The sequence below is a fragment of the Xenorhabdus khoisanae genome, from assembly GCF_001037465.1.
Classification (GTDB): domain Bacteria; phylum Pseudomonadota; class Gammaproteobacteria; order Enterobacterales; family Enterobacteriaceae; genus Xenorhabdus; species Xenorhabdus khoisanae.
In genome coordinates this window covers 39318-64718 of record NZ_LFCV01000050.1, presented here as the reverse complement: position 1 = coordinate 64718, position 25401 = coordinate 39318, and the positions used below count along the sequence as shown (strand labels likewise).

At 44.2% G+C, this 25401-nt stretch carries 22 protein-coding genes; all 22 read right to left on the bottom strand.

What is annotated here, in order from left to right:
* Positions 1-348: 348 nt before the first annotated feature.
* The 22 genes from der to iscU all read right to left on the bottom strand — a co-directional run bounded on the left by der (position 349) and on the right by iscU (position 25382).
* Positions 349-1839: a ribosome biogenesis GTPase Der gene (gene der, locus AB204_RS08605; protein WP_047962968.1), complete on the bottom strand. Its 1491-nt coding sequence runs from the start codon at positions 1837-1839 to the stop codon at positions 349-351.
* 180 nt (positions 1840-2019) lie between these two features.
* Positions 2020-3192 (bottom strand): outer membrane protein assembly factor BamB, encoded by a 1173-nt coding sequence (gene bamB / locus AB204_RS08600; RefSeq protein WP_047962967.1) that lies wholly within the window; start codon positions 3190-3192, stop codon positions 2020-2022.
* Positions 3193-3207: 15 nt separating this feature from the next.
* A complete protein-coding gene (locus tag AB204_RS08595) occupies positions 3208-3828 on the bottom strand; it encodes a YfgM family protein (protein ID WP_047962966.1) in 621 nt (206 codons plus the stop codon).
* 11 nt (positions 3829-3839) lie between these two features.
* Positions 3840-5117, bottom strand: a complete 1278-nt coding sequence (gene hisS, locus AB204_RS08590; RefSeq protein ID WP_047962965.1) for a histidine--tRNA ligase — start codon at positions 5115-5117, stop codon at positions 3840-3842.
* A 164-nt stretch (positions 5118-5281) separates the two neighbouring features.
* Positions 5282-6403 carry a flavodoxin-dependent (E)-4-hydroxy-3-methylbut-2-enyl-diphosphate synthase gene (gene ispG, locus AB204_RS08585; protein ID WP_047962964.1) on the bottom strand — a complete coding sequence of 374 codons (1122 nt, stop codon included), beginning with the start codon at positions 6401-6403 and terminating at the stop codon, positions 5282-5284.
* A gap of 151 nt (positions 6404-6554) precedes the next feature.
* On the bottom strand, positions 6555-7592 hold the full coding sequence (rodZ, locus tag AB204_RS08580; RefSeq protein ID WP_047962963.1) for a cytoskeleton protein RodZ: 1038 nt from the start codon (positions 7590-7592) through the stop codon (positions 6555-6557).
* Between the two features lie 114 nt (positions 7593-7706).
* Positions 7707-8126, bottom strand: a complete 420-nt coding sequence (locus AB204_RS08575; protein ID WP_047962962.1) for a tetratricopeptide repeat protein — start codon at positions 8124-8126, stop codon at positions 7707-7709.
* Positions 8127-8197: 71 nt separating this feature from the next.
* Positions 8198-9376 carry a bifunctional tRNA (adenosine(37)-C2)-methyltransferase TrmG/ribosomal RNA large subunit methyltransferase RlmN gene (locus AB204_RS08570; RefSeq protein WP_047962961.1) on the bottom strand — a complete coding sequence of 393 codons (1179 nt, stop codon included), beginning with the start codon at positions 9374-9376 and terminating at the stop codon, positions 8198-8200.
* Positions 9377-9623: 247 nt separating this feature from the next.
* Entirely contained in the window at positions 9624-10052 is a 429-nt protein-coding gene (gene ndk, locus AB204_RS08565) for a nucleoside-diphosphate kinase (protein ID WP_047962960.1), read from the bottom strand.
* Between the two features lie 293 nt (positions 10053-10345).
* The gene (locus AB204_RS23450) at positions 10346-10687 is read right to left on the bottom strand and encodes a hypothetical protein (RefSeq protein ID WP_235428054.1); all 342 of its coding nucleotides are present in this window, start codon (positions 10685-10687) and stop codon (positions 10346-10348) included.
* A gap of 179 nt (positions 10688-10866) precedes the next feature.
* Positions 10867-11073, bottom strand: a complete 207-nt coding sequence (locus AB204_RS08555) for a helix-turn-helix domain-containing protein (protein WP_047962959.1) — start codon at positions 11071-11073, stop codon at positions 10867-10869.
* 8 nt (positions 11074-11081) lie between these two features.
* Complete coding sequence (locus tag AB204_RS08550; protein WP_053067861.1) at positions 11082-11645, bottom strand: DUF2975 domain-containing protein; 564 nt, start codon at positions 11643-11645, stop codon at positions 11082-11084.
* Positions 11646-11832: 187 nt separating this feature from the next.
* Positions 11833-14181, bottom strand: coding sequence for a peptidoglycan glycosyltransferase PbpC (gene pbpC / locus AB204_RS08545; protein ID WP_047962958.1), 2349 nt, complete (start codon positions 14179-14181; stop codon positions 11833-11835).
* A gap of 71 nt (positions 14182-14252) precedes the next feature.
* A complete protein-coding gene (locus AB204_RS08540; protein WP_047962957.1) occupies positions 14253-19346 on the bottom strand; it encodes an alpha-2-macroglobulin family protein in 5094 nt (1697 codons plus the stop codon).
* Positions 19347-19562: 216 nt separating this feature from the next.
* On the bottom strand, positions 19563-19991 hold the full coding sequence (locus tag AB204_RS08535) for an enhanced serine sensitivity protein SseB C-terminal domain-containing protein (RefSeq protein WP_047962956.1): 429 nt from the start codon (positions 19989-19991) through the stop codon (positions 19563-19565).
* Positions 19992-20118: 127 nt separating this feature from the next.
* On the bottom strand, positions 20119-21414 hold the full coding sequence (pepB, locus tag AB204_RS08530) for an aminopeptidase PepB (RefSeq protein WP_047962955.1): 1296 nt from the start codon (positions 21412-21414) through the stop codon (positions 20119-20121).
* A 160-nt stretch (positions 21415-21574) separates the two neighbouring features.
* A complete protein-coding gene (iscX, locus tag AB204_RS08525; RefSeq protein WP_047962954.1) occupies positions 21575-21769 on the bottom strand; it encodes a Fe-S cluster assembly protein IscX in 195 nt (64 codons plus the stop codon).
* A 14-nt stretch (positions 21770-21783) separates the two neighbouring features.
* Positions 21784-22119 carry an ISC system 2Fe-2S type ferredoxin gene (fdx, locus tag AB204_RS08520; RefSeq protein WP_047962953.1) on the bottom strand — a complete coding sequence of 112 codons (336 nt, stop codon included), beginning with the start codon at positions 22117-22119 and terminating at the stop codon, positions 21784-21786.
* A gap of 2 nt (positions 22120-22121) precedes the next feature.
* Positions 22122-23969 (bottom strand): Fe-S protein assembly chaperone HscA, encoded by a 1848-nt coding sequence (gene hscA, locus AB204_RS08515; protein WP_047962952.1) that lies wholly within the window; start codon positions 23967-23969, stop codon positions 22122-22124.
* A gap of 64 nt (positions 23970-24033) precedes the next feature.
* The gene (gene hscB / locus AB204_RS08510) at positions 24034-24555 is read right to left on the bottom strand and encodes a co-chaperone HscB (protein WP_047962951.1); all 522 of its coding nucleotides are present in this window, start codon (positions 24553-24555) and stop codon (positions 24034-24036) included.
* A 43-nt stretch (positions 24556-24598) separates the two neighbouring features.
* Positions 24599-24922, bottom strand: a complete 324-nt coding sequence (iscA, locus tag AB204_RS08505) for an iron-sulfur cluster assembly protein IscA (protein WP_047962950.1) — start codon at positions 24920-24922, stop codon at positions 24599-24601.
* A 73-nt stretch (positions 24923-24995) separates the two neighbouring features.
* Positions 24996-25382 carry a Fe-S cluster assembly scaffold IscU gene (gene iscU / locus AB204_RS08500; protein WP_047962949.1) on the bottom strand — a complete coding sequence of 129 codons (387 nt, stop codon included), beginning with the start codon at positions 25380-25382 and terminating at the stop codon, positions 24996-24998.
* Between the last annotated feature and the right edge of the window lie 19 nt (positions 25383-25401).

Genomic DNA, 25401 nt, shown 5'->3' with positions numbered 1-25401 from the left:
TCATTATATAATGACAAAATATTACCCAAATAATAAAATAATTATTCACTATCGGGAAGTGTTTCTTTGACGTTAAGCACCAAAGCCATCACGCAAGGCCGCGAGTGACTTAATTAAAGGATTGCTTTGACATTCATTATATTTATGAATTTTATTATAGAGTTGGGAATAAATAGATTATCTTTATCCTATAAAATATACAGAAAGCAGTTAAAACTGATATCTTTTATTTTGCAGAATAAAACACTAAAAAAATTTATTTCAGATTATGATTACGAATGGAAACACGCAATCCTTGATAATAAAGGGCTAAAAATAGCCCTTTATTTATTGTATTTTTTAAAATAATTAACGCTTTTTCAAATGCTCCATTAAACGTTTACGCTTACGAAGCTGGGTTGCTGTTAATGTATTTTTCTTACCCGCATAAGGGTTAGCCCCTTCTTTAAACTGGATACGAATCGGTGTTCCCATCACTTTTAAAGAGCGACGGAAGTAATTCATCAAATAACGCTTATAAGAATCGGGTAAGTCTGTTACCTGATTACCGTGGATCACAACAATCGGTGGGTTATAACCCCCCGCATGAGCGTATTTCATCTTAACCCTACGACCACGGATCATTGGCGGCTGATGATCATCTTCTGCCATGCGCATGATACGGGTCAGTAAGGAAGTGTTAACACGGCGGGTTGCGCTTTCATAAGCTTCCTGAATTGACTCAAATAAATTGCCAACACCACTACCATGCAGTGCAGAAATAAAGTGAACACGCGCAAAATCAACAAAGCCCAAACGCAGATCCAGCATATCCTTGACGTGATCTTTATCTTCCTGACTCATGCCATCCCATTTGTTGACGGCAATAACCAGCGAGCGACCGCTATTAAGAATAAAGCCGAGCAGAGAAAGATCCTGATCAGAAATACCTTCGCGGGCATCTACCACCAATAACACGACATTAGCGTCTTCAATGGCCTGAAGTGTTTTAATAACGGAGAATTTTTCAACGGTTTCCGTAATCTTACCCCGTTTACGAACACCCGCAGTATCAATCAGGATATATTCGCGCCCATCACGCTCCATAGGAATATAAATACTGTCACGGGTTGTGCCTGGCATATCATAAACGACAACCCGCTCTTCCCCCAGGATACGGTTGGTTAATGTGGATTTCCCTACATTCGGACGACCAACAATCGCAAGTTTTAGAGGCAAGCCAGTAGGATCAAACGCTTCCTCTTCTTCCTGTTCAACAGAAGCATCAAGTTCAGCCTGTTCCATCTCTGCCCAATAAGCAGCATTAGCCTCTTCTTCCGTTAATTCGACTTCTTCCGTTTCTTCTTTCTCAGAAAAAGGCAGCAAGGCACGTTCAATCAACTGCGTCACGCCACGGCCGTGGGAAGCGGCAATAGAATAAATATCCCCTAATCCCAATGAGTAGAATTCTGCAATGGAAGTGTCAATATCAATGCCATCAGTCTTGTTTGCCACCAAAAAGGTTGCTTTTTCACGACTGCGCAAATGCTTGGCAATCGCATGATCGGCTGGCATCAACCCTGATCTGGCATCAACCATGAAGAGAACAATATCAGCCTCTTCGATAGCCATCAAAGATTGCGTAGCCATATGTGTTTCTACGCCTTCTTCCGCACCATCGATACCTCCCGTATCAATGATGATGAACTCCTGCCCTTCAACTTCTGCCCGTCCATATTTACGATCACGGGTTAAGCCAGGGAAATCCGCTACCAGCGCATCTCTGGTGCGGGTTAATCGGTTAAATAAGGTGGATTTTCCAACATTGGGGCGCCCAACCAGCGCAACGACAGGTATCATTTTTTTGATGCCTCATGACTAAATTTAAATCGATATCCTGCTAGAAATGATCCAACCAATGTTGCTCACTACTACAAGATACTAAAAAGACGAAACGGCCCCTGTTACTTTCAGCACAGGAGCCGTATAGTTTCGTGCTATTTCGTATAGCGTCATATAACGCTAAAACACGTTCTGGAATTAGCGGGTATACAGGTAAACTGTCCCGTCCTTCGCTTGTACCATCAGTTTATCGCTGGCAACAACAGGGCGGCTCAATAGGCCAGAACCATCAACCTTATGCTGAGCCACAAATTTGCCATCAGCCAGATTCAACCAATGCAGATAACCTTCGCTATCTCCAACAACCAGATAGCCATTATACATTTCCGGTGCGGTCAAGTTACGATGCAAGAGATCACTTTGCGCCCACAGTGTCACCCCATCGCTCTTACGCAGGGATAAAATACGATCGTCTTGATCAACAATGAAAATATTATCATCAGTCACGACCATATCATTCACCGAACCCAGATCACGTTTCCAGATGATCTGCCCCGAACGCATATCCATTGCAACTAAATTACCGTTATAAGCAATGGCATAAATAACATTGTTAGAAATGACCGGAGTCATATCAACGTCATTCAGGCGATCAATTTCAGTGGCTCCCGTCACCTGAGAAATGCGCTGTTGCCAAATTAATTGCCCTTGAGACAGCAGGACGGCGCTGACACGCCCATTGTCACCACCCACAACTGCGGCACCATAGGCCACGGCAGGAGCGGATTCACCACGAACTGACAACGGAGGTGTATCCATGTTGACTGACCAAGCGATACTACCATCACCTTCATTCAATGCCTGCAACATACCATTGCCAGTGTGAATCAAGACGAAACCATCACTTACCACCGGGCGCGATAACGCTTCGCCGGCAACTGTTGAATCCCATTCAACTTTACCGGTTGTGGCATCCAACGCGATGACTTTTGCTTTTTCTGTGCCAACATAGAGACGATCACCGGAAACAGTCACGCCCCCTGACAGTAGCGCCGGCAAACGAGATGACAGAAGACCTGCTTTCTCTGATAAGTCCGTTGCCCACAACTCTTTGCCACTGTCTATATCAAACGCTTTGACAACACCATTTCGGTCAGCAGCATAAACCGTTGAGCCCTGCCAAACCGGTGACAAGTGAGAATAGTAGCGCCCAACACCGCCGCCAACGGATTTATCCCAGACAACACGAGGTTTGAATTGATTTTCAACCTTCGGCAACGGTGACATTGTTACCGTATCCTGTTCGCTTGAACAACCAGCCAGCAGAACAGAAGCAACCAGCCCAACCAAGAGTGTTTTTCGCAGTTGCATTAGAAGTTGGCTCCCTTAGTTGGATAAATTATTAAGTTTAATTTTAATGAAATCTTTCATCGTCTGAGGGCCATCAGATTCAAGCCCTTTGGAATATGCGGCACGAGCACCGGCAATATCACCTTTTTTCGCCAGAATATCTCCACGGATATCCTCAGCAACAACCAACCAGCCTTTTCCCTTGACCAATTCTAACGTTTTCAATGCAGCATCCGTTTTATCTTCCGCCAATTGAACCCGGGCCAAACGAAGGTTGGATAACGTTTTCATCTCTTCATCTGTAGCTTTAGCTGATGCTGCCAGCAAATTTTTCTCGGCCTGAGCCAAGTCATTCTGCCCGACAGCATGTTTTGCCAGTTCCAGATCAGCCATGACACCGTAGATATTATTCGTTTCATTCGCGAATTTATCTACGGCAGCAACACCCTCTTTCGACCCCAACGCCAGAGATTTGTTCAATTTCTCAAACGTCGCTGCCGTTTCATGTAATTGGTTTGTTTGATGAGTCTGCCAGTAACGCCAGCCAACCAACACGCCAATGCCCAGAACCAAACCAACAGCAAGGTATTTACCGTTGGTGACGAAAAAACGCTTTATCGCGTCAACTTGTTCAGTTTCAGTGGTATAGACTTGCACAGAGTCTCTCCTTAGCCTAACAATTCGCTCAAACGTGCCGCGACCGTTTGTTGTGACAACGTTTCTTGTTCACCGTTACGTAAATCTTTTATTGTTACGTTGCCAGCCTGAATTTCATCTTCTCCGAGGATCAGGGCAACTTTAGCACCATGCTTACCCGCACGAGTCAATTGTTTCTTAAAGTTACCTCCACCGTGGTTAGTCATCAGGCGCAATTCTGGCAGTTGATCACGGATTTTTTCTGCCAGAATCAATGCGGCTTGTTGACTGCCTTCACCAAAGGAAGAGAGATAAACATCAGCAACCGTCAAATCGGCAACAAAGTCAGGATTAATTTCCTGCACTAACAGAACCATACGTTCCATGCCCATGGCGAAACCCACTGCCGGTGTTGCTTTTCCACCTAATTGTTCAACCAGACCATCGTAACGCCCACCCGCACAGACTGTTCCCTGAGCTCCCAATGCAGAGGTTACCCATTCAAAGACAGTACGGTTGTAATAATCAAGACCACGAACCAGACGCTGGTTAATGCGGTATTTGATACCCGCGTTATCAAGTATCTGACACAATCCATCAAAATGTTCTTTTGATTCGGCATCAAGATAATCAAACAGTTCCGGTGCATCATTAAGAAGTTGCTGAATTTCAGGATTTTTGGAATCCAATACACGCAGAGGGTTGGTATACATCCGACGCTGGCAGTCTTCATCCAGCTTCTCTTTATGCTGTTCAAGAAACTCAACCAGTGCTTCACGATAATCTGCACGAGCTTCCAGTGAACCAATGGAGTTCAATTCGAGCGTAACGTGGTCAGCAATGCCCAGTTCGCGCCACCAGCGTGCTGTCATTAAAATGAGTTCAGCATCGATATCCGGCCCTTGCAGGCCAAAAACTTCGGCACCCAATTGATGGAATTGGCGATAACGGCCTTTTTGTGGACGCTCATATCGGAACATCGGCCCGATATACCATAAGCGCTGCTCCTGATTGTACAGCAGACCATGCTGAATACCGGCTCGGACACATCCTGCGGTATTTTCCGGGCGCAGGGTCAAACTTTCTCCATTGCGGTCGTCAAAAGTGTACATCTCTTTTTCGACAACATCGGTGATTTCCCCAATTGCACGTTTAAATAACGGGGTCTGTTCTACAATCGGTGTCCGAATTTCGCTGAAACCATAACCTGACAGCACACGCTTTACCGTAGATTCAACTCGTTGCCAGATGGCCGTTTCAGCAGGAAGGCAATCGTTCATGCCACGAATAGCTGGGATATTTTTTGTCACGTTTTATCTCTTATTAATATTTATACAATGGCATCGATTATAAAAGCGAATACTTATCAGGTTCAATCAGCAAACAAAATTCTCACTATATGCCCGTTTATCCAATAGATACCTAGATAAAAAGCATAGCTGGCGCATGATAACATGAACCAGCATCAGGCATATTACTCATCAAGCTGATTAATGCTGATCCGGTTATTAGCATCAAGGATTGCAGCCTTAGCCCGGATCTTCGCTTCAAGCTGATCAATCAGGTCTTTATTATCAAGACGCTCTCTCTGACGAATGCCATCTTCATAAAAACCGCTTTTCGTTTTAGCGCCTGTTACGCCAAGTGTTGAAACTTCTGCTTCTCCCGGGCCATTCACGACGCAGCCAATGATAGAAACATCCATTGGTGTAATGAGATCTTCAAGACGTTGCTCAAGCGCATTAACAGTACCGATAACATCAAATTCCTGGCGTGAACAAGTCGGGCAGGCAATGAAGTTGATGCCTCTCGAACGAATGCGCAATGCTTTCAATATATCGAAGCCGACTTTAACTTCCTCTACCGGATCTGCGGCCAAAGAGATGCGCAACGTGTCGCCAATTCCTTCTGACAATAAAATGCCCAGACCAATTGAAGACTTCACCGCACCTGCGCGAGCGCCACCTGCTTCGGTGATGCCCAGATGTAACGGTTGATCAATTTTCTGTGCCAGTAAACGATAAGCGCCAACGGCCAAGAAAACGTCAGAGGCTTTGACACTCACTTTGAATTGGTCAAAGTTCAGGCGATCGAGGATATCCACATGGCGCATTGCTGATTCAACCAGCGCTTCCGGTGTTGGTTCGCCATATTTTTCCTGTAGATCTTTTTCCAGCGATCCACCATTGACCCCGATACGAATTGGAATGTTATTGTAACGAGCGCAATCCACAACCTGACGGATGCGTTCCTCATTACCAATATTGCCGGGATTAATGCGCAAGCAGTCCACACCATATTCGGCTACCTTCAATGCAATGCGGTAATCAAAATGGATGTCAGCAACGAGGGGAACATTGACCTTCTGTTTGATGGATTTAAACGCTTCAGCCGCATCCATGGTCGGAACAGAAACACGGACGATATCAACACCAACTCGCTCTAATGCTTTGATTTGATTGACGGTTGCCTCAACATCAGTTGTCCGTGAGTTAGTCATTGATTGCACCGCGATGGGTGCGTCATCCCCTATGGGCACATTACCGACATAAATACGTGTGGATTTACGTCTTTTTATCGGTGATTCATTATGCATTTTTACATTACTCCCCTACATCCCTGTATTTTGTTTATAAAAATTACAACTATGCTGTGGTGAATAATACACACAGGCGAACATGAATGCTTATTCAATGTTCGCCCAAATTCTTTACAAGATAAATTTGCCAGAAACTCTGTCGCTGAGTTTATTTCAGCTTCAGTTTGGCAGACACGCCTTTCTTAATAAAGGAATTCAGATCCACCGGTTTCCCCTGAAACTGAACCTTAACCTGTGAAGGCGCACCAATGTTCAAAGAGTAAGGCAATACGCCGGAAAGTTTCAGGTTATCGCCTTTCTTTTTCGTGCCACTAAACAGTAACTTACCTTTAGCATCCTTGACTTCTAACCAACATTCCCCGTTGAAGTCCATGACCAGCTCATTGCTGCTTGTAGCGCTAATATTGTTCACGTCAGCTGATGATGTACTGACAACAGGATTTTCCGTACCTGTATTAGTCGTTACGCTGGTGTTTTCTGAAGTCGTATTTGTTGCCGCTGGATTAAGAACTGTTTTTGGCTCTGTTGCCATGGACACTGGCGCATTGGAAGCGGTTGAAGCACTGTTTTTTATTCCTGTGCCATTCGCCTGTTCTGGAGACGCTTTCTCTTGAGAAACCGACCCAGATTGATTTTGTTTCAGGGGTGCGGATACATTATCCGCTATCGTGTTATCCGCTATTGCGGTTGAAGTACCCGGGCTATTTTCAGCGCCCTGAACATGGGCACTTTGGACGCTGGATTGTGATGCCATTGTGGACAATTCTTTTTGTTGCGCCTTGTAGTTCTGCCACCACCATAAGCCAGTCATACCAAGTAGCAGAATGATGATAGCCCATGTTAATTTCATTAACCAACCATCACTCTTTTTACGTTTTTTCCCCGAGGAAAAACTTTGCATTGGAGAAACTTTCATGGTTTTGGCGGGCATTTGTTTATCTAAAATGCTTAAGATCTCAGATTCAGGCACTTGAACCAGTTTCGCATAAGCGCGAATGTATCCACGAAAAAATGTTGGTGTAATATTTGATGGAATATTATCTTCTTCAATATCACGAACAGTGGACAGTTTAAGACACAAGCGATCTGCCACAGTTTGCTGAGAAAGCTCAAGTTTTTCACGAGCCTGACGCAGAATCTGACCTGTTGTCAGATTGGCTTCTTCTGGGTAAGTTTCAGTCTTCATTAGCTAGGGACACTGGTACTGTTCTGGGTTAAAGAATTTACGCAAATTAATTTAAGAGAGCTTCTAACTAATTTGTGCCGCGAAATCATCTTGCACTGCGTTGAACGCAAAAAATCATCTCTCACAGAGATAACGGTTTATGTTGCTTTCCCTATTTTCCGTGAGCAATTGCTTAGCTTCTTCAAACCGCTTTTGTTCACAGAGAAAAGCATGATAATGACGTATTACAGTATCACGTCCTGCCGTCTGCTGCATGGCTATTCCGTAATGCTGGCTGGCGGCTTCAGGTCGGCCAGCATATTGTTCATGCAATGCCATACCTAAATGCGCCTCTGGATGACGGGGCTCCACCAGCAAGATCTTCTGAAAATGATATTTGGCAGCCGGTAAATTCCGTTCTACCAAATAAGCCTTCCCTAGCTGTAATCGTGTATCTATGGCAACGACCTGAGAAGCACGATGCGTTGAGTGTTCTGCGCACCCCGCTAACAAGCCAAAACAAACTATAGACCAAATTATTGATTTCCGTATCATACCATTTTCATTTATAAGAATATGTCAAACTTCGCCAAATTTTTAGCTATTAATCGATATTAAACAAAAAATTAGACTGTTTTTACCTGAATAGGTTCACCTGCCAGACGTTTTTTCAATGTCCGTTTTGTTCTATCAATGACCTCACCCGCAAGCTGTCCACAGGCAGCATCAATGTCGTCTCCTCTCGTTTTACGCACGATGGTTGTGAAACCATATTCCATCAGAACCTTGGAAAAACGATCGATTCGGCTATTGGAACTACGGCCATAAGGTGCACCGGGGAACGGGTTCCAAGGGATCAAGTTGATCTTACTTGGCGTATCTTTCAGGCATTCCGCCAACTGGTGAGCCTGTTCAACGCTGTCATTAACGTGATCAAGCATCACATATTCCACCGTGACACGCCCCTGATTGGCATTGGATTTTGTCAGATAACGACGTACCCCAGCCAAAAACTCTTCAATGTTGTATTTTCGGTTAATTGGCACGATTTCGTCACGAATGTCATCGGTAGGTGCATGCAAAGAAATTGCCAATGCAACATCAATCATATCGCCCAATTTATCCAATGCAGGGACAACGCCGGACGTTGATAATGTCACGCGACGTTTTGACAGGCCAAAACCGAAATCATCCATCATGATTTCCATTGCGGGCACGACATTATTCAAATTGAGTAATGGCTCGCCCATTCCCATCATCACCACATTGGTGATGGGACGGCGACCACTGGATTTCAGCGAACCAATGATCTTAGCGGCGCGCCAAACCTGACCAATAATTTCAGATACCCGAAGGTTACGGTTAAAACCCTGCTGAGCCGTAGAACAGAACTTACACTCTAGAGCACATCCCACCTGAGATGAAACACATAGTGTCGCCCGATCATCTTCCGGGATATAAACCGTTTCAACCTGTTGATCACCAACAGTAATCGCCCATTTTATGGTGCCATCAGAGGAGCGTTGTTCTTCTGCAACTTCCGGTGCTTTGATTTCAGCAACTTGTTGCAATTTAGCCCTGAGAACTTTGTTGATATCTGTCATCTGCTCAAAGTCGTCATAGCAATAATGGTAAATCCATTTCATGACCTGATCGGCACGAAAAGGTTTTTCTCCCATATCGATAAAGAATTGACGCATTTGTTTACGGTTAAGGTCAAGCAGGTTGATTTTACCGTTTTTCTTTTCAGGCGTGACAGATACGGCGGAGGTTGAAGGTGGTACGGTTTCGTTAAGTTGGGACATTTTTTACATCGCCTCGTTGTTACACTTTCGGCTCTGTGCTGATTTCATTTCAGCACTAAGTTCTCATGCGGTGACTGCCAATTCAATGAACATTCCATTCTGGCGATCTCGAATTCCAGTCATTATAAAATTCCAGAAATAGAGAACGAACATTGAAATAAAAATAATAAACGCCCCACTAAATCAAATCAGTGGGGCGCGTCATTGTACAAACTTTACTGCTTAGATGCTACGGGTAACTGAAGACTCAGTGGCGAGGGAAAATCTCATCATCACTGAAGAAATAAGCAATTTCACGGTTTGCAGATTCAATGGAATCTGAGCCATGAACAGCATTTTCAGTAAAGCTATCCGCATAGTCTGCGCGCAACGTTCCTGCCAGCGCGTTGTCAGGGTTGGTTGCACCCATCAGATCACGGTGACGCTGTACTGCATTTTCTCCTTCCAGAACTTGTACCATAATTGGGCCAGAGGTCATGAACTCTACCAGACCATCAAAGAAAGGGCGGCCTTTGTGTTCAGCATAAAAACCTTCTGCTTGTTCACGAGTCAGATGCAGCATTTTGGCCGCGATGATTTTAAACCCTGCGCTTTCAAAACGAGCATAGATGGAGCCGATAACATCTTTCTTTACTGCATTGGGCTTGATAATGGAAAAAGTACGTTCAATTGTCATTGGATAACCTCTTTGGCACTTTCAGCGATGATTCATTTTAATTTTTATGCCCCAAGTCAAACTGAGGGCAAATTTACCCTGTATCTCACAGGAATAAAAATAGGCGTTGATTATAGGAGGAGACTTTCTGCTTGCCTACAAAAAACATAACATTTCATTAAAACTTTCTTAGCGAAAATTATCATTTTTTAGCATGAATCACATTTTAACTCAGAATGCCTGCTCAGGCGATTAAATCCCAAACAGGCATTCTGCCCAAGATCATTGAATTTGCACTTTAATTCCAATATTAATTATAAAACCCTCTCTGTTACACATTGAACAAAAGGCTTGATCTCTTCGGCTGTTTCCTTGTTGACGTCGTGTTTAACATCATTAGACACTTTAAAGTCCCCGGTAAACTTCCCTTCTGTACTTTGAGTCGTTTTATCCGATGTGCCAATAATGCTAATGGTATATTTGTGGCCGGCGGGTAATAAATCTGTACACTTTCTCAACTCTCCCGGATGAGAAGACTTTTGAACTGTTATTTCTTGGTTACTATTTTTTTGAGTACCATTTTTTGCTGATATATCCGCAAACGAAGTTGGAATATAAAATATACCCAACAGCAAAACATATGAAAAACTTTTCATCTTTCCCCTCACTGTTTATGTTGAATTAATAACCTAATAGATACCCAATGGATTTTAAGTTGCATCGCGGCGGCAAGGGAATGAATCCCCGGGAGCATAGATAACTATGTAACCGGGGTGAGTGAGTGCAGCCAACAAAGAAGCAACTTAAAAGACGAAGGGTATAGTTTAATAACTGATTAATCCTCTTTAAATTCCAATATATCCCCGGGTTGGCAATCCAAATATTGACAAATAGCATTCAGCGTAGAAAATCGAATTCCTTTAATTTTTCCGGTCTTTAATAAAGAAAGATTCTGTTCAGTAATACCAATAGCCTGTGCTAATTCTTTGGATTTAACTTTCCGTTTCGCCATTATCACATCCAAGTTCATGAGAATTGCCATGGTATCTCCTATATAATGCTCTGATTTTCATCGTATATATCACATGCTTGGTAAAGAATACGTGAAATGATAGCCAGGCAAACTGAAATGAAAATAGCGACAAAATGACTCGAAGTTAAACTCAACGAGAAGAAACGTTCACCGACTGGTGCTCCCATTGTTAACCAGAGTGTTAATAAAGGTTCACAAAGAATATCCAAGACACTCCATAGAATTACTCCCCAGCCAGCATATTCCAAATATTTAACAGTACGCTTGGAGAAATAATCACCTTTTCTATAATTGCCAAACAAGCGATGAAAAGCCCAAAAGCCGCCACTCAGCGACAATAGCGGTATTGTCGAAATCAATATTCCCCCGGTTAATTTCCATGCACTGAAAGCATTATGATCAAAGTTAGATAATACTCTTCCGGTCAACGAAATTTCTAATCCATACTTTTCTAAAATTAACTGTGGTTCCAACCAGCTAAAAATATTAATCACCATCACGATGATGATAATTAACAACGATAATTTAGACATGACTAAACTGAGTGTCGTTATTCGTGTGAGTTTTTCTGTGTTCATCATTTTTATAATCCATTGCCAGAGTCGTTTAAATTATAGACATAAATTAACGTAAAACAATAATTTTTTATCGCAAAAGAAGAATAAAAGACAGGTGAGCTATATTCACATACAAAAAAACATGGCTAATGCCATGTTTTAAAAGATAATTCCGTATCTAATGGTTTACTTCCCATAACCAACGAATAAGTCACTTCAATACAAAATTGATAGAGCTGATTTGACCACCCAAATCCAACACAGTAAGCTGATATTTTCCCGGTTGCGATAAGGTCTTAACCCATGACTGATTATGTTCTGTCACAGCAACTTGTTCACCATCCAAAAACCACCATTGTTTACCACTGCCTCCTTGCGTTGTTATTCGTAAATCCAAATCCTTTTGACCCGGAATGCGTTTCAGTACATCTCCTTCACGCACCCCGATAATCAACAATGGCGATTCATCCACTTTCATGGGCGGGCATTGGTGATTAATGGGAGGAAGACGATTTGCCCGCTGCTCTTTAACAGGTAACCATGCTTCCAGTGTAATTGGCCATAAGACAACTGTCTCTGGCTTGGCATCAGGACAATCAGGGGCAACACGCCAGCCATTTTTATCCAGCCATATTCGTTCGTTGATCCCTGAAAGACCTTCTTGCCCAACAGCAGGCAATGTTGGGGGAATGGTATTATCCAAAATCCAGCTCAGGCGGCGCTGGCGACAATTACCGTCTTCCCGAAAAACACTTTCTTGAGAAAAAGCCATGCCACTTGGCCAACAAATAGTCGTCTGACTGACACTGGCTGGTCGCGGATCAACAGGAGTACGCATTGAGCTATAACGTAGATTTTCCATTAACAATCCGTTGATTTGATTCATGACAGGGATCGCAGTGGCATAACCAAATTGACCAACAACAGGAGTTCCATCCGGCCTGCCAACCCAAACCCCTATGGTATAGCGGGCATTCAGACCAATTGCCCAAGCATCACGATAACCGTAGCTTGTACCTGTTTTCCATGCCAGTGGCACTTCAGCCGGTAAAACATTATCAGGTTGAGGACGTCCCTCTCCTGCCATAATCCTTCTGACTATCCAAGCCGCCCCGGCAGAAAACAGTTGCCTATCCCGTATTTCCTGCTGTGGTGTAAAACGCACTGGAGATGCTTTTCCCTGACGGGCAAAAGCACTGTAGGCCGCAACCAACTCATCCATACGAACGGAAGTTCCTCCCAGAATAAGGGCTAAGTTCGGTTCACTGCCCAATGGGAAACGCAGACTCATCCCCACGTTACGTAAATGAGCGGTGAATCGCTTGGCACCATAAGCTTCAAGAAGCTGCACCGCAGGCAAATTCAGCGATCTTACCAACGCTTCGCTGGCACTCACTGGCCCATTAAAACCACTGTCAAAATTACCCGGGCGATAATCATTAAAACGGCGAGGAACATCCTGCAATAAAGATTCACCATGAATCAGCCCATCATCCAACGTCATAGCATACAAGAAGGGCTTGAGTGTGGAACCCGGTGAACGCCATGAACTTATCATATCCACATGCCCAAAACGGCTGTTATCCTGAAAATCGACAGAGCCAATGTAAGCTTTGACAGACATGTCGGTGTGATCAACAACCAAAACACCCATTGATGTTTTTGCTGCCAGTTGATATTTCCAGTGAAGTACCATATCTTCCAGTTGGCGTTGTAAACTGGTGTCAATCGTTGTTTGAATGACTTCCTGCTGGTTTTCATTAATCATTCGTCTTGCCAGTAATGGCGCAAGTTGAGGAACCTGACGCGGGGCCAGCCAGACATTTTCTTCCTTAATATCAGCCACTTTTTTCGCTGACCAAACGTTATATTGCGCCAGTCGCTGTAATACTTTATCACGAGCGGCTTGTGCCCGTTCCGGATAGCGATCTGGCCGTAATCGGCTGGGAGCTTGTGGCAATACAGCCAATAATGCCGCTTCGCCGGATGAAAGCTCTGACGGCGATTTCCCCAAATAAGCCCAGCTTGCCGCCCCAACGCCCTGCAATGTGCCACCAAATGGCGCACGGTTCAGATACATCTCCAAAATTTCATCTTTTGAATAATGCCACTCCAGTTGTAGTGTGCGCCAAATTTGCCTGAATTTTCCGGCAAAGGTACGAGGATGGGGATCAACCAGTCGGGCAACTTGCATCGAAATGGTACTTCCTCCCGACACAATTTTTCCTGCACGAATATCCTGCCATGCCGCTCTTAATAAAGAGACAGGATTGATACCCGGGTGTTTGTAAAACCAACGATCTTCATAGGTCAACAATGCCTGAAGATATTCAGGAGAAACTTGATCTAACGTGACGGGATAACGCCAAATTCCTTCATTGTCAGCAAAGCGCCACAATGGTGAGCCATCAGATCCTACCACTACTCGCGCCATTTTGACGTTATGTATTGGCAACGGCCAGATTTTATCTGCTAACCACATTGCGGCAAAAAGTAGCAACAAGATAGCCAGAATACTTGCCAAAATAGGCAGATAAATGCGGGAAAACAATCTTCTCATTAAAACTGTATCCGAAAAACTGCATCCGAAAGAAAAGAGCCCCTATCTTCAATAATAGGGGCTGATGATAATTAGCGGACAACTTCCAGTTTTGCGTTGGTTGTACCCACTGCACGCCAATTAGGAACATACATGGATTCAACCTGCGGAGCAGGCACCTGATAAACTCCCGGTGCGACCGCGCGAGCCAGATACAGTAATGTCACTGAGTTATAGGATGGCACAGCAACAGCGGCAACAAAGCGATCATCACGGTATTCGATATGACGCACATCAGCTTTTTGCATTTCCTCAACAAGCGCTTGCAAACCTGCCGCACTTTCACTCAAACTGGCACTGCTGGTTGCCAGATTTTGGTTTTCAATTTCCAATCCTGCTGGCAGTAAATCAACCACCAATGCATCTGGCACTGATTGGTTCGCACTCACTTCCAGCTTCACAATGACCATCTCTCCACTTTTCATGCGTTCGATGTAAGCGGGGTTTCCTTCCAAATCAAGGTAAGTACGCTTAATTTTCAGAACGTTTGAATAAGGGCTCGGAGTATTCAGTGGATAGCCCACTACATTCAGGCGTGAATACAACGTGTTATCACCACGATTACTGATATCTATGCCTTTCGAGATCTGCTCCGCAGTTAACAACTCAGTCAATGCACTGGCACTGTTAAGTGGTGGCATTTGCTGGTTAATCGCTGCTTTCCATGGTTGTTCAGTAACGCCGATAAGGTAACGCCCTGCCAGATAAAGAGAATTACTTTCCTGTGTTGAGAAGTAGTGACGGGTTGCCAGTTCATTGGATAAATTGAGCAATTTATTATCCCGCTCTTTCTGCAACATGTTGTGCTCTGTCAGCAGGGCAACAATCAGTGCGTTATCACGGATGGTGCTGCCGTAATCACCCAATCCATAGCCAGGTTCACGTGATTTATCAACCCCTGACTGAACAGCTTCATTGCCACGAGTATTATCCCCCATCATTTTCAGTGCAATACCTAGCTGAACGAGAGACAAGCCACTTCCGGCCTGTTCCCGACGTTCATAAAGTTGTCTCAATCCACTCAGCGGTGCTTTTTGCTGGTTTGCCAAGACTAACCCGGCATAAGCTTGTACAGAAAATTGTGTCGCAGATCGTGACCTACTGTAACGATCACTAATGATGGCTTTATCCTGTAGGTAGCGCAGTAAACGGTTATTAGCCGCTTTCAAGGCATCAACCGACACGCTGTAACCTTGCTGACTTGCACGGAACAGGAAATCTGTCGCATAAGCAGTCAGCCAGAACTCTTCATCGCCATTACGGTTCCACAATGAAAAGCCGCCATCATGGCGCTGCATACTCAGCAAATGTGTAATTCCTGCCTCAATTGCTGCCCGACGTTTTTCATCGCTCTGTGTCTTGATACCCAGTTTTTTCAATTCGGATTCATTGGAATAGAGTGATGGATAAAGCCCACTCACTGTTTGTTCCAGACAGCCATAAGGGTAAGCATACAATTCACGAATATAGCGTGCGATTTGCAATGGCGGTCTGCTGGTCAGCAATAGCTGCCCTTCCAATGTATTGGGTTCCAAACCAGCAATAGCCGTCAGTGGTAACTGCCAATTCTGCCCTTGCTGGATCACATCAGCAAATTGGATAGTTTTAGCTGGATATGCAGGGCGAACGCCAATTTTCCAGCTATTTTTATACTGTTTCAGATTTTCGTCAGGTAAGTTCAGGCCATTCACCGTCAGGAACACTTCACCTTGCCCAAAACCATAATCTGCTTTGACAGGAATTTGAATTGTTGTCCGCTTTCCTTTTTCCAGTATAAGTTTTTTGCTTGTCACATCTTGTAATTTAATCAGCCCCTCAGCAGCAAAGTTCAGCGTCAATGCTTGTGGCTGTTCAGTCAAATTGGTGAGATCCAGTGACAGTTGGGATTGATCGCCTCCCGCCATAAAACGAGGCAATGACATCTGAGTAATGACTGGCGCGGCAACAACGATTTTACGTTCACTGTGACCAAATTCATCGCCACTCCATGCCTGCGCCATCAGCCTTAGCTCCCCATTGAAATCAGGGATCGGCAGGGTAATTTCCCCCTCTCCATTAGCATTTAATGTAATTGGTTTGGCTTGTTCTGCGATGATTTTAACTTCTGTCAGTGGTTTTTTACCGCCCCGATCAAGTGAACTATCGCTACCATCTCCCCCAAAGCGCAGGTTGGCCTGACGCCCTTCTGCCTCAATCAAATGACCATAAACATCATATTGGTCAACACTGTAGCGCTTACGACCGAAGAAAGCGTCATAAGGATCAGGGGTTTTAAAATCGGTAATGCTCAACACTCCTGTATCCACTGCTGAAAGTAAAACATAGACTTGTTTAGGAAGTTCTTGTCCCTGTTGAGGTGCGGCTTTGATTCTGACAGTAAGATCCTGATTTGGGCGCATCTTATCAGGTGCGTTTAAGGTCAAATTTAACTTACGCCCCTCGTCCATCAGTGGCAGATGTAATACGCCAATCGCTCGCTTAGGCGTTGCCTGACGAGATTTATCTCCCGGACGTACAATAACGGCTGTGATATATAAATCATGACGGGCCCACGCTTGATTAATTGGGACATCAATATCTAAACCTTTTTCCGGTACGTCTACTTCCTGCCACCACAATGGGCCATCACTGGACTCTACCAACAAATAACCTTTACCTTCCTGCGGTGCAATCATATGCAGCTTCACTTTCTCACCCGGCTTATAAGCGGGTTTATCCAGTGACAATTTGACCTGATCCGGGCGAACTGCGCCTGTACCTCCGGTATTATCCTGCCATGAATAACCGGCCCAGAAATTCAGGCTAGTGACAAGCTGATTCTGAGGGTTCACTACCTCAATGCGATAAGATCCCCAATCAACAGGAAAACTGACTTTAGCTACACCATTTTTCGCAATCTGAACAGGCTCATCAGCCATCACCAAATCTTTCTGGTCATAACCCGAATCCCAACCGTTATTGTCTGACCAACGCCAGTAATAATCACGCCGTTCATATATCAAACGTGCCCTTAATTCTGATATAGCATGCTTTTTGCCGTTCGCATCCGCATAAACTATTTCAAATTCTGCCAGTGAATTTTCATCCACGTTATAGCGGTTTTCATCACGACCAGTGCGATAATTATAAATGGACTTCTTATTAAATAGTGGACGCACACCAACTAGCTGTTCGGCCGGCCAAATAGCCTGCTCTGCGCGGCGTGTCACCGGGCGCCCGCCTGATTCCAGCAAACTGGCCTGTACTATGACTTTTACGGGAGATGCAACGGATTTCCAGTTATTATCACTGACAGAGAGATTTGCTTTCCCTTCACTATCTAAAGTGAAATCAAACTCATCCAGCGTCCGTATCAAATCAGTTTCTTGTACAGAACCGAATTCATACCCTGATAATTTCGCCACTGCATTACGGGCAGGACGCAAGAACAATTGCCCTTGCAAACGATTATCAGCAGCAGGCGCGCCATACAGGTAACGGCCCGTTATAGCGAACTCAATATTTTGATCTTTCAATATCGGTTGATGATTAACGTTTCCTTTAATTTCCAACGCCATACGTTCAGGCATGAAATCTTCAACATTAAATTTGTAATAACGTGGGATGTTATCACCTACATCAAATCGCAATGACCACATTCCTGTTTCAGCTTCACGAGGTATCAGATAACGATATTGGTACAACCCGTTTTCAGCTTGCCAAACAAAACTGCGAACAACCTGATTATCCGCTTTCAATACATCTACTTTAACTGGCTGTGATTTAAGTGGACGACCATCACCGTCACGCAGTAAACCGTTAACGATCAGCGTTTCTCCCGGCCGATAAAGATCTCGTGGGCCAAAGACGAAAAACTGTTTGCTGTATCCCTGAGGGCCTCCGATATCAAATTCAGAAAGATCCAAAGCCGGAGAATTCAAGTCAATAATGCTGGTGTGCCCATCCTGAGTGGCCAGCAGTAATTTTGCTTTATCCGTTTTTTCGAGCGAGGCATGACCATCACCGTCCGTTGTTGCTTTTGACAAAAGCTGCCCTTTTACATCCAAAAGGCGAATTTCAACGCCTTTCAGACCAGATCCTTGTTCCAGTGACTGGGTAAATACATCGATCCTGTTCAGGTAGTTGTGCATTGAGACGCCAATGTCACTCAATGTAAACAGAGTAATTGGATGGCTATAAGTGTATTTTCCCGCTTGTTGCATTACGGCCAGATAGACGCCATCTCTTTGTAATTCTTTGATGTTATTAATTGGCAGCAATAATTTTTCACGGGTATTGGCAGTAGGATTGAGGTCAAAACGACCAGTGTAGACTAATTCCGTTTCTTGCAGTAATTCCTTGGATTCCCAGTAATTCATATTACTGCTGTATTGCCAGTTGGCAATGAATGAGGGCAATGCCGCATCTTTGATTCTGAAAAAATTGACATCTACGCTATCAACATTGAGCGCTAAAACAGGTAATCCTTCCGCTGCTTTACTGGGTAGCAACACTCCTTTGCTGGCAAAACCTACCGATGGCGTAATAGGTTTGGTATTAAATTTTTTTTCATAGGCAGTTGCCAATCGACGCTCATTTATACCTTGGACACCTTCATCAACAGTCAATTGTAACTCACGTGCCGGCGGTAAATGACGCAACCTAAGCTCCATCTGGTTATCGGAAAGCTCCCATGCCCCATCCAATTTCCCCGATTTAATATCAACAAGATGCAATTTTTGTGAGAAATTTTGATTCGGATCTAAAGGAACGGAGAATGTCACTATCATCGCACTCGCACCATCCAATTGCAGCTCAGAGGCATCTAAGATGGTGACATCTTTACCCGCATAACGTTGTTCTTTTTTAGTCGCCTGTTTTTCAGGGCTTTCTTTTTCAGTAACTGTTTTTTCTGTGGCTGATACTGTTAATTGAGGAGTCGAAGTTTCCGATTTCTCATTATCGGCCACCTGCTTATTCTGAGGTAATGAAATGTTCTGTTTTTCGATGTTTTCTGTTTTAGTTTTATCTGTATTATCAGATTGATCGCATCCTGACAGTACAAATAGTGCAAATAACGAAGCAATCATCACCACAAGGTATCGCTTTCTCCTTGCAGCCTTTTGCCAAAATTGACATTGATACATAACCATAACCCTTATTGATTACCGGATAGTCCGGAATATTATTTTTTTGGATATTCATTATGGTACTTCCTATTTCACATAACTAAAGCGCAGAAAAAATAGCGAATTCTCTAGCTGGAATAAAATTCTCCCTGCACTTTTACCCTATGTTTTTTCAAATTTTCGATATCTCTCGTAATATTGGTTGAATAATTACAACCAAATTACACTCGGTCATTATTGATTGATAACAGGGATAGTATCCCTCAACCAACTACCTAATTTTCGCTGATAGAAAGGTTGAGTATGCTGAATCAGATAATGACTAATGCCCCTTTCTTTTTCATCAAGCAAGCAAAAATCGACCGATTCATCTTCATCAAGATATTCGCAAGCCAGTTCACCCGCTTCTTGAATCAACAAATTTATTTCATCGTCTGATAGTGTCACACTAAACTCTAAGCCAATTAATAGATTGGGTTTTTCATCTACATTTTTATCATGGGCCATAACCAGAAAAGCACGCCGAATGGGTTTATGTTGTTTGAATAAATTAATTAAAGCCTCAATAAGCTGAACCGGTTGTTCTTCTGGCTGACTAAGGGTGATACTGCTTCCGCTAGGGACTTTTATTTCGGTAACGACAGGCCCATTTGATAAGCTCATGAAAATCTCCGAACAATGATGTTTGAACTACAGTTAAGACTATTGAAAAGTTCAATCATATAGCCCCCCATTAAGAGAGGCTATCAAGAAAGGCAATTTGAAAATGTGATTTTTTACTTCTTCGCTTTTATTTTGCTTTCGCTAACAATAAATTGGCAATAGTACGCACACCATATCCCGTTGCACCCGCTGCCCACTGTTCAACAGATGATTTACGGTAAGTTGCAGAGCAGTCGATATGCACCCAGCCTTTTTTGTAATTTTCGACAAAGTGAGACAAGAACGCTGCTGCGGTACTTGCTCCCGCTGAATGTGCAGGTGAGGCAATGTTGTTCAGATCTGCAAAATTGGATGGCAATTGGCTACGATGGAATTCAGCCAGCGGTAAACGCCAGAACAATTCATTTTCAGTATCAGCCGCTGATAACAAATCAGATGCCAATTGATCATCAAAGCTGAATACAGAGTGATAATCGTTCCCTACTGCCATTTTTGCTGCACCAGTTAAAGTTGCAGCATCAATAATCAGTGGGGCTTTTTCTGCACTGGCATCAATCAAACCATCAGCCAGAACCAGACGCCCTTCCGCATCCGTGTTCATCACTTCAACCGTTTTGCCATTGCGATAACGGATAATGTCGCCCAATTTGAAAGCATTGCTGCTCACCATATTGTCTGCAATGCACAGGAACAGTTTTACGCGATGCTTCAAACCGCGACTGATGGCAAGAGCCAATGCTCCCGTTACTGTTGCCGAACCGCCCATATCCGATTTCATGGAATCCATGGAACTGGAAGGTTTAATGCTATACCCGCCAGAGTCAAAGGTAATACCTTTACCGACCAGACAGGCAAAGACAGGGGTTTTTGCCTCTTTTGTCGGGTTGAAATCCAATGCCAGAAAAACAGGCTCACGCGAAGAGCCACGTCCGACAGTATGGACTCCCATGTAACCCTGCTCACGCAGGTCATTCCCTTTGATGATTCGATAACTAACGGCATCACCTGCTACGCCAGTCAGCAAATCAATGGCCCGTTGAGCAAGCTGTTCTGGCCCTAATTCTTCTGCTGGAAGATTGATGGTATCGCGTACCCAATCAATGAATTTAATCCTTCTTTCCAGTTCTTGTTTTTCCGCCACAGATAACTGCGGCCATTCAATCGTGCGCAGGCCCTTAGGTGAACGAAAGCCCAGCCAGAATGCCCAACTTCTTTCCAGATCCCAACCATCACCCACTAGAGCAATGTTGCGAATGCCTTGTCCGTCAACTTTACGCCCTGCGCGTTGAATTGCGCCTAATTTTCCATTACCTTCCAAGTGGATGGTGATCCCTTGCTCACTCGAACTAATTAGTGCTTTTTCACCCCAACAAGCATTAGCTGGCTCATAAGACAGTGTTATGGGCATGATTTGTTTTGTCATTTTCTCTCACTTCTTATCTTATTATTCACTGTTTCACAGTAAGGGTTTACTAATGTAAAAAAACTGGCAATTGCCAGTTTTCCATTAAATGCAGACTATGCCAAGCTATTGAGCAAGAATCAGTGAGTTTGCGCTATTTTTGTCTTGAACAAATATCGCGTTACTCATATTCATCCAGCCACACTAACAAGATAGCTTCCAATATTTTTTCATTGGATTTCTGTGGGTCATCATCAAAACCATCCAGTTCACAAATCCATTCATGCATATCGGTGAAACGTACTGTTTTGGGATCTAGATCCGGAAATTTATCATACAGCGCTTCGCCAATATCACGACTGTCAGACCATTTCATTTTCCGTCCTCCTGTCAGTGTTCACGGGCATGGTTGATGGTGTATTTAGGGATTTCTACGACCAAATCCTCATCAGTGACTTTGGTTTGACAGCTCAACCGACTTTCCGGCTCCAGCCCCCATGCTTTGTCCAACATGTCATCTTCCAGTTCAGTGCTTTCCTCCAGTGAGTCAAAACCTTCTCTGACGATGCAATGACAGGTGGTACATGCACAAGATTTTTCACAAGCATGTTCAATTTCAATGCCATTACGCAGTGCAACATCCAGAATTGATTCGCCTTCCTTAGCGTCCAATACTGCACCTTCAGGGCAAAGTTCGTTATGAGGTAAAAATACAATTTTAGGCATAATTAAATCTCATCCACAGAATGACCCGCCAAAGCCCGGCGGATTGATGTGTCCATACGGCGCGCGGCAAATTCCTGCGTTTGTTTGTCCAATTCTTTAATTGCACTTTCAATCGCATCAGGGGAAGCACCCTGAACGCTTTCAATTAATACTTGTGCAGCAGCGTCAATGGCAGCATGTTCTTCCTGACTCAGTAAGTCAGCATCTTTTTCCAGTGCGCTGGTTAAACTTTCCAGAACCCGAGCGGCTTCCACTTTTTGTTCAGCCAATTTACGGGCTTGAATATCTTCCTGTGCATTCGTCATGGAGTCTTTGAGCATGCGTGCGATTTCTTCATCTGATAAACCATAAGAAGGTTTCACCTGAATGGAAGCTTCAACACCCGTAGATTTCTCCAATGCACTGACGCTCAATAGACCATCAGCATCGACCTGAAAAGTCACGCGAATATGTGCACCACCGGCCGGCAATGGCGGAATGCCACGCAATGTGAACCGTGCCAGTGAACGACAATCGTTGACCAATTCCCTTTCGCCTTGCACCACATGGATGCTCATCGCAGTTTGGCCGTCTTTGAAAGTGGTAAACTCTTGCGCTCTTGCAACAGGAATAGTGGTATTACGTGGAATGACTTTTTCAATTAGCCCTCCCATCGTTTCTAAACCAAGTGACAGGGGGATGACATCCAGCAATAGCATTTCGCTGTCAGGCTTGTTACCCACCAAAATATCAGCCTGAATTGAAGCGCCGACAGCCACGACTTTATCTGGATCAATAGAGGTCAATGGCTCACGGTCAAAGAATTGCCCTACCATACTGCGCACTAATGGCACTCGTGTTGAACCGCCAACCATGACTACCTGCAATACTTCATCAGCGGTAACACCCGCATCTTTCAGTGCCCTTCGGCAGGAAAATAATGTGCGTTTAACCAGAGAGGTAATTAATTCGTTGAATTCTGTGCGGCTGATTCTACCTTCCCAGCCAGCAATCCGGATTTCCGCACTCTCCGCTTCACTCAAGGCAATCTTGGTTTGAGTAGCAATATCCAACAATTGACGCTGTAACCCATGATCGTCATTGCTAATTCCGGCCTGTTCACGGATCCAATTCGCCAATAATGCGTCAAAATCATCACCACCCAGTGCGGTATCGCCTCCCGTTGCCAAAACTTCAAATACGCCACGGCTAAGGCGGAGAATAGAAACATCGAATGTTCCGCCACCAAGATCGTAAATAGCGATTACACCTTCTTGACCTGAGTCAAGGCCATAAGCAATAGCCGCGGCTGTAGGCTCATTCAAAAGACGGAGAACATGCAAACCGGCTAATCGCGCAGCATCTTTGGTGCCTTGACGTTGTGCATCATCAAAGTAAGCAGGAACCGTGATCACAACACCATCGAGTTTGCCATCCAAGGTTTCTTCTGCCCGTTGTGCCAACGATTTCAATATTTCAGAAGAAACCTGAATAGGATCTACCAAGCCCGCCACAGTGTTGATCAATGGCAGACCGTTTTCACTCGCCTGAAGTTGATATGGCAGGTTGGGATAACGTTGCTGAATGTCAGCCAAAGAGCGTCCCATCATACGCTTGACGGAACTCACGGTATTAGTGGGGTCGGATGCTGCTTGCTGACGAGCCTGCCAACCAATTTGAATATCTTCTTTGCGATATTGTACAACGGAAGGAAGTAAGTGACGGTTTTCACTGTCTGCCAACGTTTCCGCCTGACCACTGCGGACAGTCGCAACCAGTGAGTGAGTCGTACCAAGATCAATCCCCACAGCCAGACGACGCTGGTGAGGTGCGGCAGATAGACCAGGTTCGCTGATTTGTAATAAAGCCATGTGTGCCCCTATAAATCTATTCAGCTAACTATTCAGCTAACTACTATGCAGCTAAAAATCTCAGCTAAAAATCATCCAGCAACCGCTCTTCCAGTTGTTCAACCTGCTGTTGCAATTTATCCAAAAAGCGTAATTTACGAACTGTATCGGCTGCCGTTGACCATTCGCCAGCATCTAACTGATGCTCCATCTGCTCACTACGAGTTTTAATCATTTTATTGAGGCGAGATGAAAAATGGGTCAGTGCTGTTTCTGGGTCCGTGCTACGTCCGATGACATCAAGCTCTTCGCGTAACTCCAGCTGCTGCATCAGGAAAGCCGTATCCTGCATTGTGTGCTGTTCGTTGGATAGATCAAACCCTTGCTGAGAAAGCATATATTCTGCGCGTTTCAGGGGATGTTTTAGCGTCTGGTAACCTGCATTGATGGTAGCAGCTTGTTGGAGTGCCAGCGTTTTTTCACGTTCAGGTTGGTTGGCAAAACGATCTGGGTGAAACTGACGCTGTAATTCCTGATAACGGGTCGCCAACAACTCACGGTCAATCGCATAACGCGAAGGCAGCCCGAATAAAGTAAAGTAGTCCATAAGTTACTCTTAGTTTCGCAAAGTGCGGAGTCAAACAATGGGGTTAAACGTGGAAGCTTTCCCCACAACCGCATTCGCTGGAAACATTGGGGTTGTTGAATTTAAAGCCTTCATTCAGACCTTCTTTGACAAAATCCAACTCAGTGCCATCAAGGTAAAGAATGCTTTTACCGTCAATGATGACTTTCACGCCCTTATCTTCAAAAATTTGATCTTCTTCATTAACTGTATCAGCAAATTCAAGTACATATGCCATACCAGAGCAGCCGGAAGTTCTCACTCCCAAACGCAACCCGACACCTTTTCCTCGATTGTCAAGAAAGTCCAAAATACGCTGGGCTGCACTTTCTGTCAGGGAAATTGACATACAACACCTCACTTTTAAAACCAGTAAAGGTGGATATTGAACCAATATCCACCAGAATTATTTTCTATAATAGTTATTTTGCTTGGCGCTTATTCTTGTAATCAGCAATAGCAGCTTTGATTGCATCTTCTGCCAAAATAGAGCAGTGGATTTTCACTGGCGGTAGTTCCAGTTCGTCAGCAATCTGAGTATTTTTGATAGACTCAGCCTGCTCCAGCGATTTTCCTTTCATCCATTCTGTTACCAGAGAGCTGGATGCAATCGCAGAGCCGCAGCCATAAGTTTTGAAGCGTGCATCTTCGATGATGCCTTCATCGTTGACTTTAATTTGCAGCCGCATGACGTCACCACAAGCGGGTGCCCCTACCATACCACTACCCACTGAAGGATCTTCACTGTCGAATGAACCAACATTACGTGGGTTTTCATAGTGATCAATTACTTTGTCGCTGTAAGCCATGTCGTTACTCCTGAAACCG

What these genes read in the sequence shown, in the direction of transcription:
- hscA (WP_047962952.1), bottom strand. Translation starts at nt 23,969, where the DNA reads ATGGCTTTATTACAAATCAGCGAACCTGGTCTATCTGCCGCACCTCAC.
- der (WP_047962968.1), bottom strand. Translation starts at nt 1,839, where the DNA reads ATGATACCTGTCGTTGCGCTGGTTGGGCGCCCCAATGTTGGAAAATCC.
- AB204_RS08570 (WP_047962961.1), bottom strand. Translation starts at nt 9,376, where the DNA reads ATGTCCCAACTTAACGAAACCGTACCACCTTCAACCTCCGCCGTATCT.
- AB204_RS08555 (WP_047962959.1), bottom strand. Translation starts at nt 11,073, where the DNA reads ATGGCAATTCTCATGAACTTGGATGTGATAATGGCGAAACGGAAAGTT.
- pepB (WP_047962955.1), bottom strand. Translation starts at nt 21,414, where the DNA reads ATGACAAAACAAATCATGCCCATAACACTGTCTTATGAGCCAGCTAAT.
- iscX (WP_047962954.1), bottom strand. Translation starts at nt 21,769, where the DNA reads ATGAAATGGTCTGACAGTCGTGATATTGGCGAAGCGCTGTATGATAAA.
- AB204_RS08550 (WP_053067861.1), bottom strand. Translation starts at nt 11,645, where the DNA reads ATGATGAACACAGAAAAACTCACACGAATAACGACACTCAGTTTAGTC.
- AB204_RS08540 (WP_047962957.1), bottom strand. Translation starts at nt 19,346, where the DNA reads ATGTATCAATGTCAATTTTGGCAAAAGGCTGCAAGGAGAAAGCGATAC.
- AB204_RS08575 (WP_047962962.1), bottom strand. Translation starts at nt 8,126, where the DNA reads ATGATACGGAAATCAATAATTTGGTCTATAGTTTGTTTTGGCTTGTTA.
- AB204_RS08535 (WP_047962956.1), bottom strand. Translation starts at nt 19,991, where the DNA reads ATGAGCTTATCAAATGGGCCTGTCGTTACCGAAATAAAAGTCCCTAGC.
- fdx (WP_047962953.1), bottom strand. Translation starts at nt 22,119, where the DNA reads ATGCCTAAAATTGTATTTTTACCTCATAACGAACTTTGCCCTGAAGGT.
- iscA (WP_047962950.1), bottom strand. Translation starts at nt 24,922, where the DNA reads ATGTCAATTTCCCTGACAGAAAGTGCAGCCCAGCGTATTTTGGACTTT.
- bamB (WP_047962967.1), bottom strand. Translation starts at nt 3,192, where the DNA reads ATGCAACTGCGAAAAACACTCTTGGTTGGGCTGGTTGCTTCTGTTCTG.
- hscB (WP_047962951.1), bottom strand. Translation starts at nt 24,555, where the DNA reads ATGGACTACTTTACTTTATTCGGGCTGCCTTCGCGTTATGCGATTGAC.
- ndk (WP_047962960.1), bottom strand. Translation starts at nt 10,052, where the DNA reads ATGACAATTGAACGTACTTTTTCCATTATCAAGCCCAATGCAGTAAAG.
- rodZ (WP_047962963.1), bottom strand. Translation starts at nt 7,592, where the DNA reads ATGAAGACTGAAACTTACCCAGAAGAAGCCAATCTGACAACAGGTCAG.
- AB204_RS23450 (WP_235428054.1), bottom strand. Translation starts at nt 10,687, where the DNA reads ATGAAAAGTTTTTCATATGTTTTGCTGTTGGGTATATTTTATATTCCA.
- ispG (WP_047962964.1), bottom strand. Translation starts at nt 6,403, where the DNA reads ATGCATAATGAATCACCGATAAAAAGACGTAAATCCACACGTATTTAT.
- iscU (WP_047962949.1), bottom strand. Translation starts at nt 25,382, where the DNA reads ATGGCTTACAGCGACAAAGTAATTGATCACTATGAAAACCCACGTAAT.
- pbpC (WP_047962958.1), bottom strand. Translation starts at nt 14,181, where the DNA reads ATGAGAAGATTGTTTTCCCGCATTTATCTGCCTATTTTGGCAAGTATT.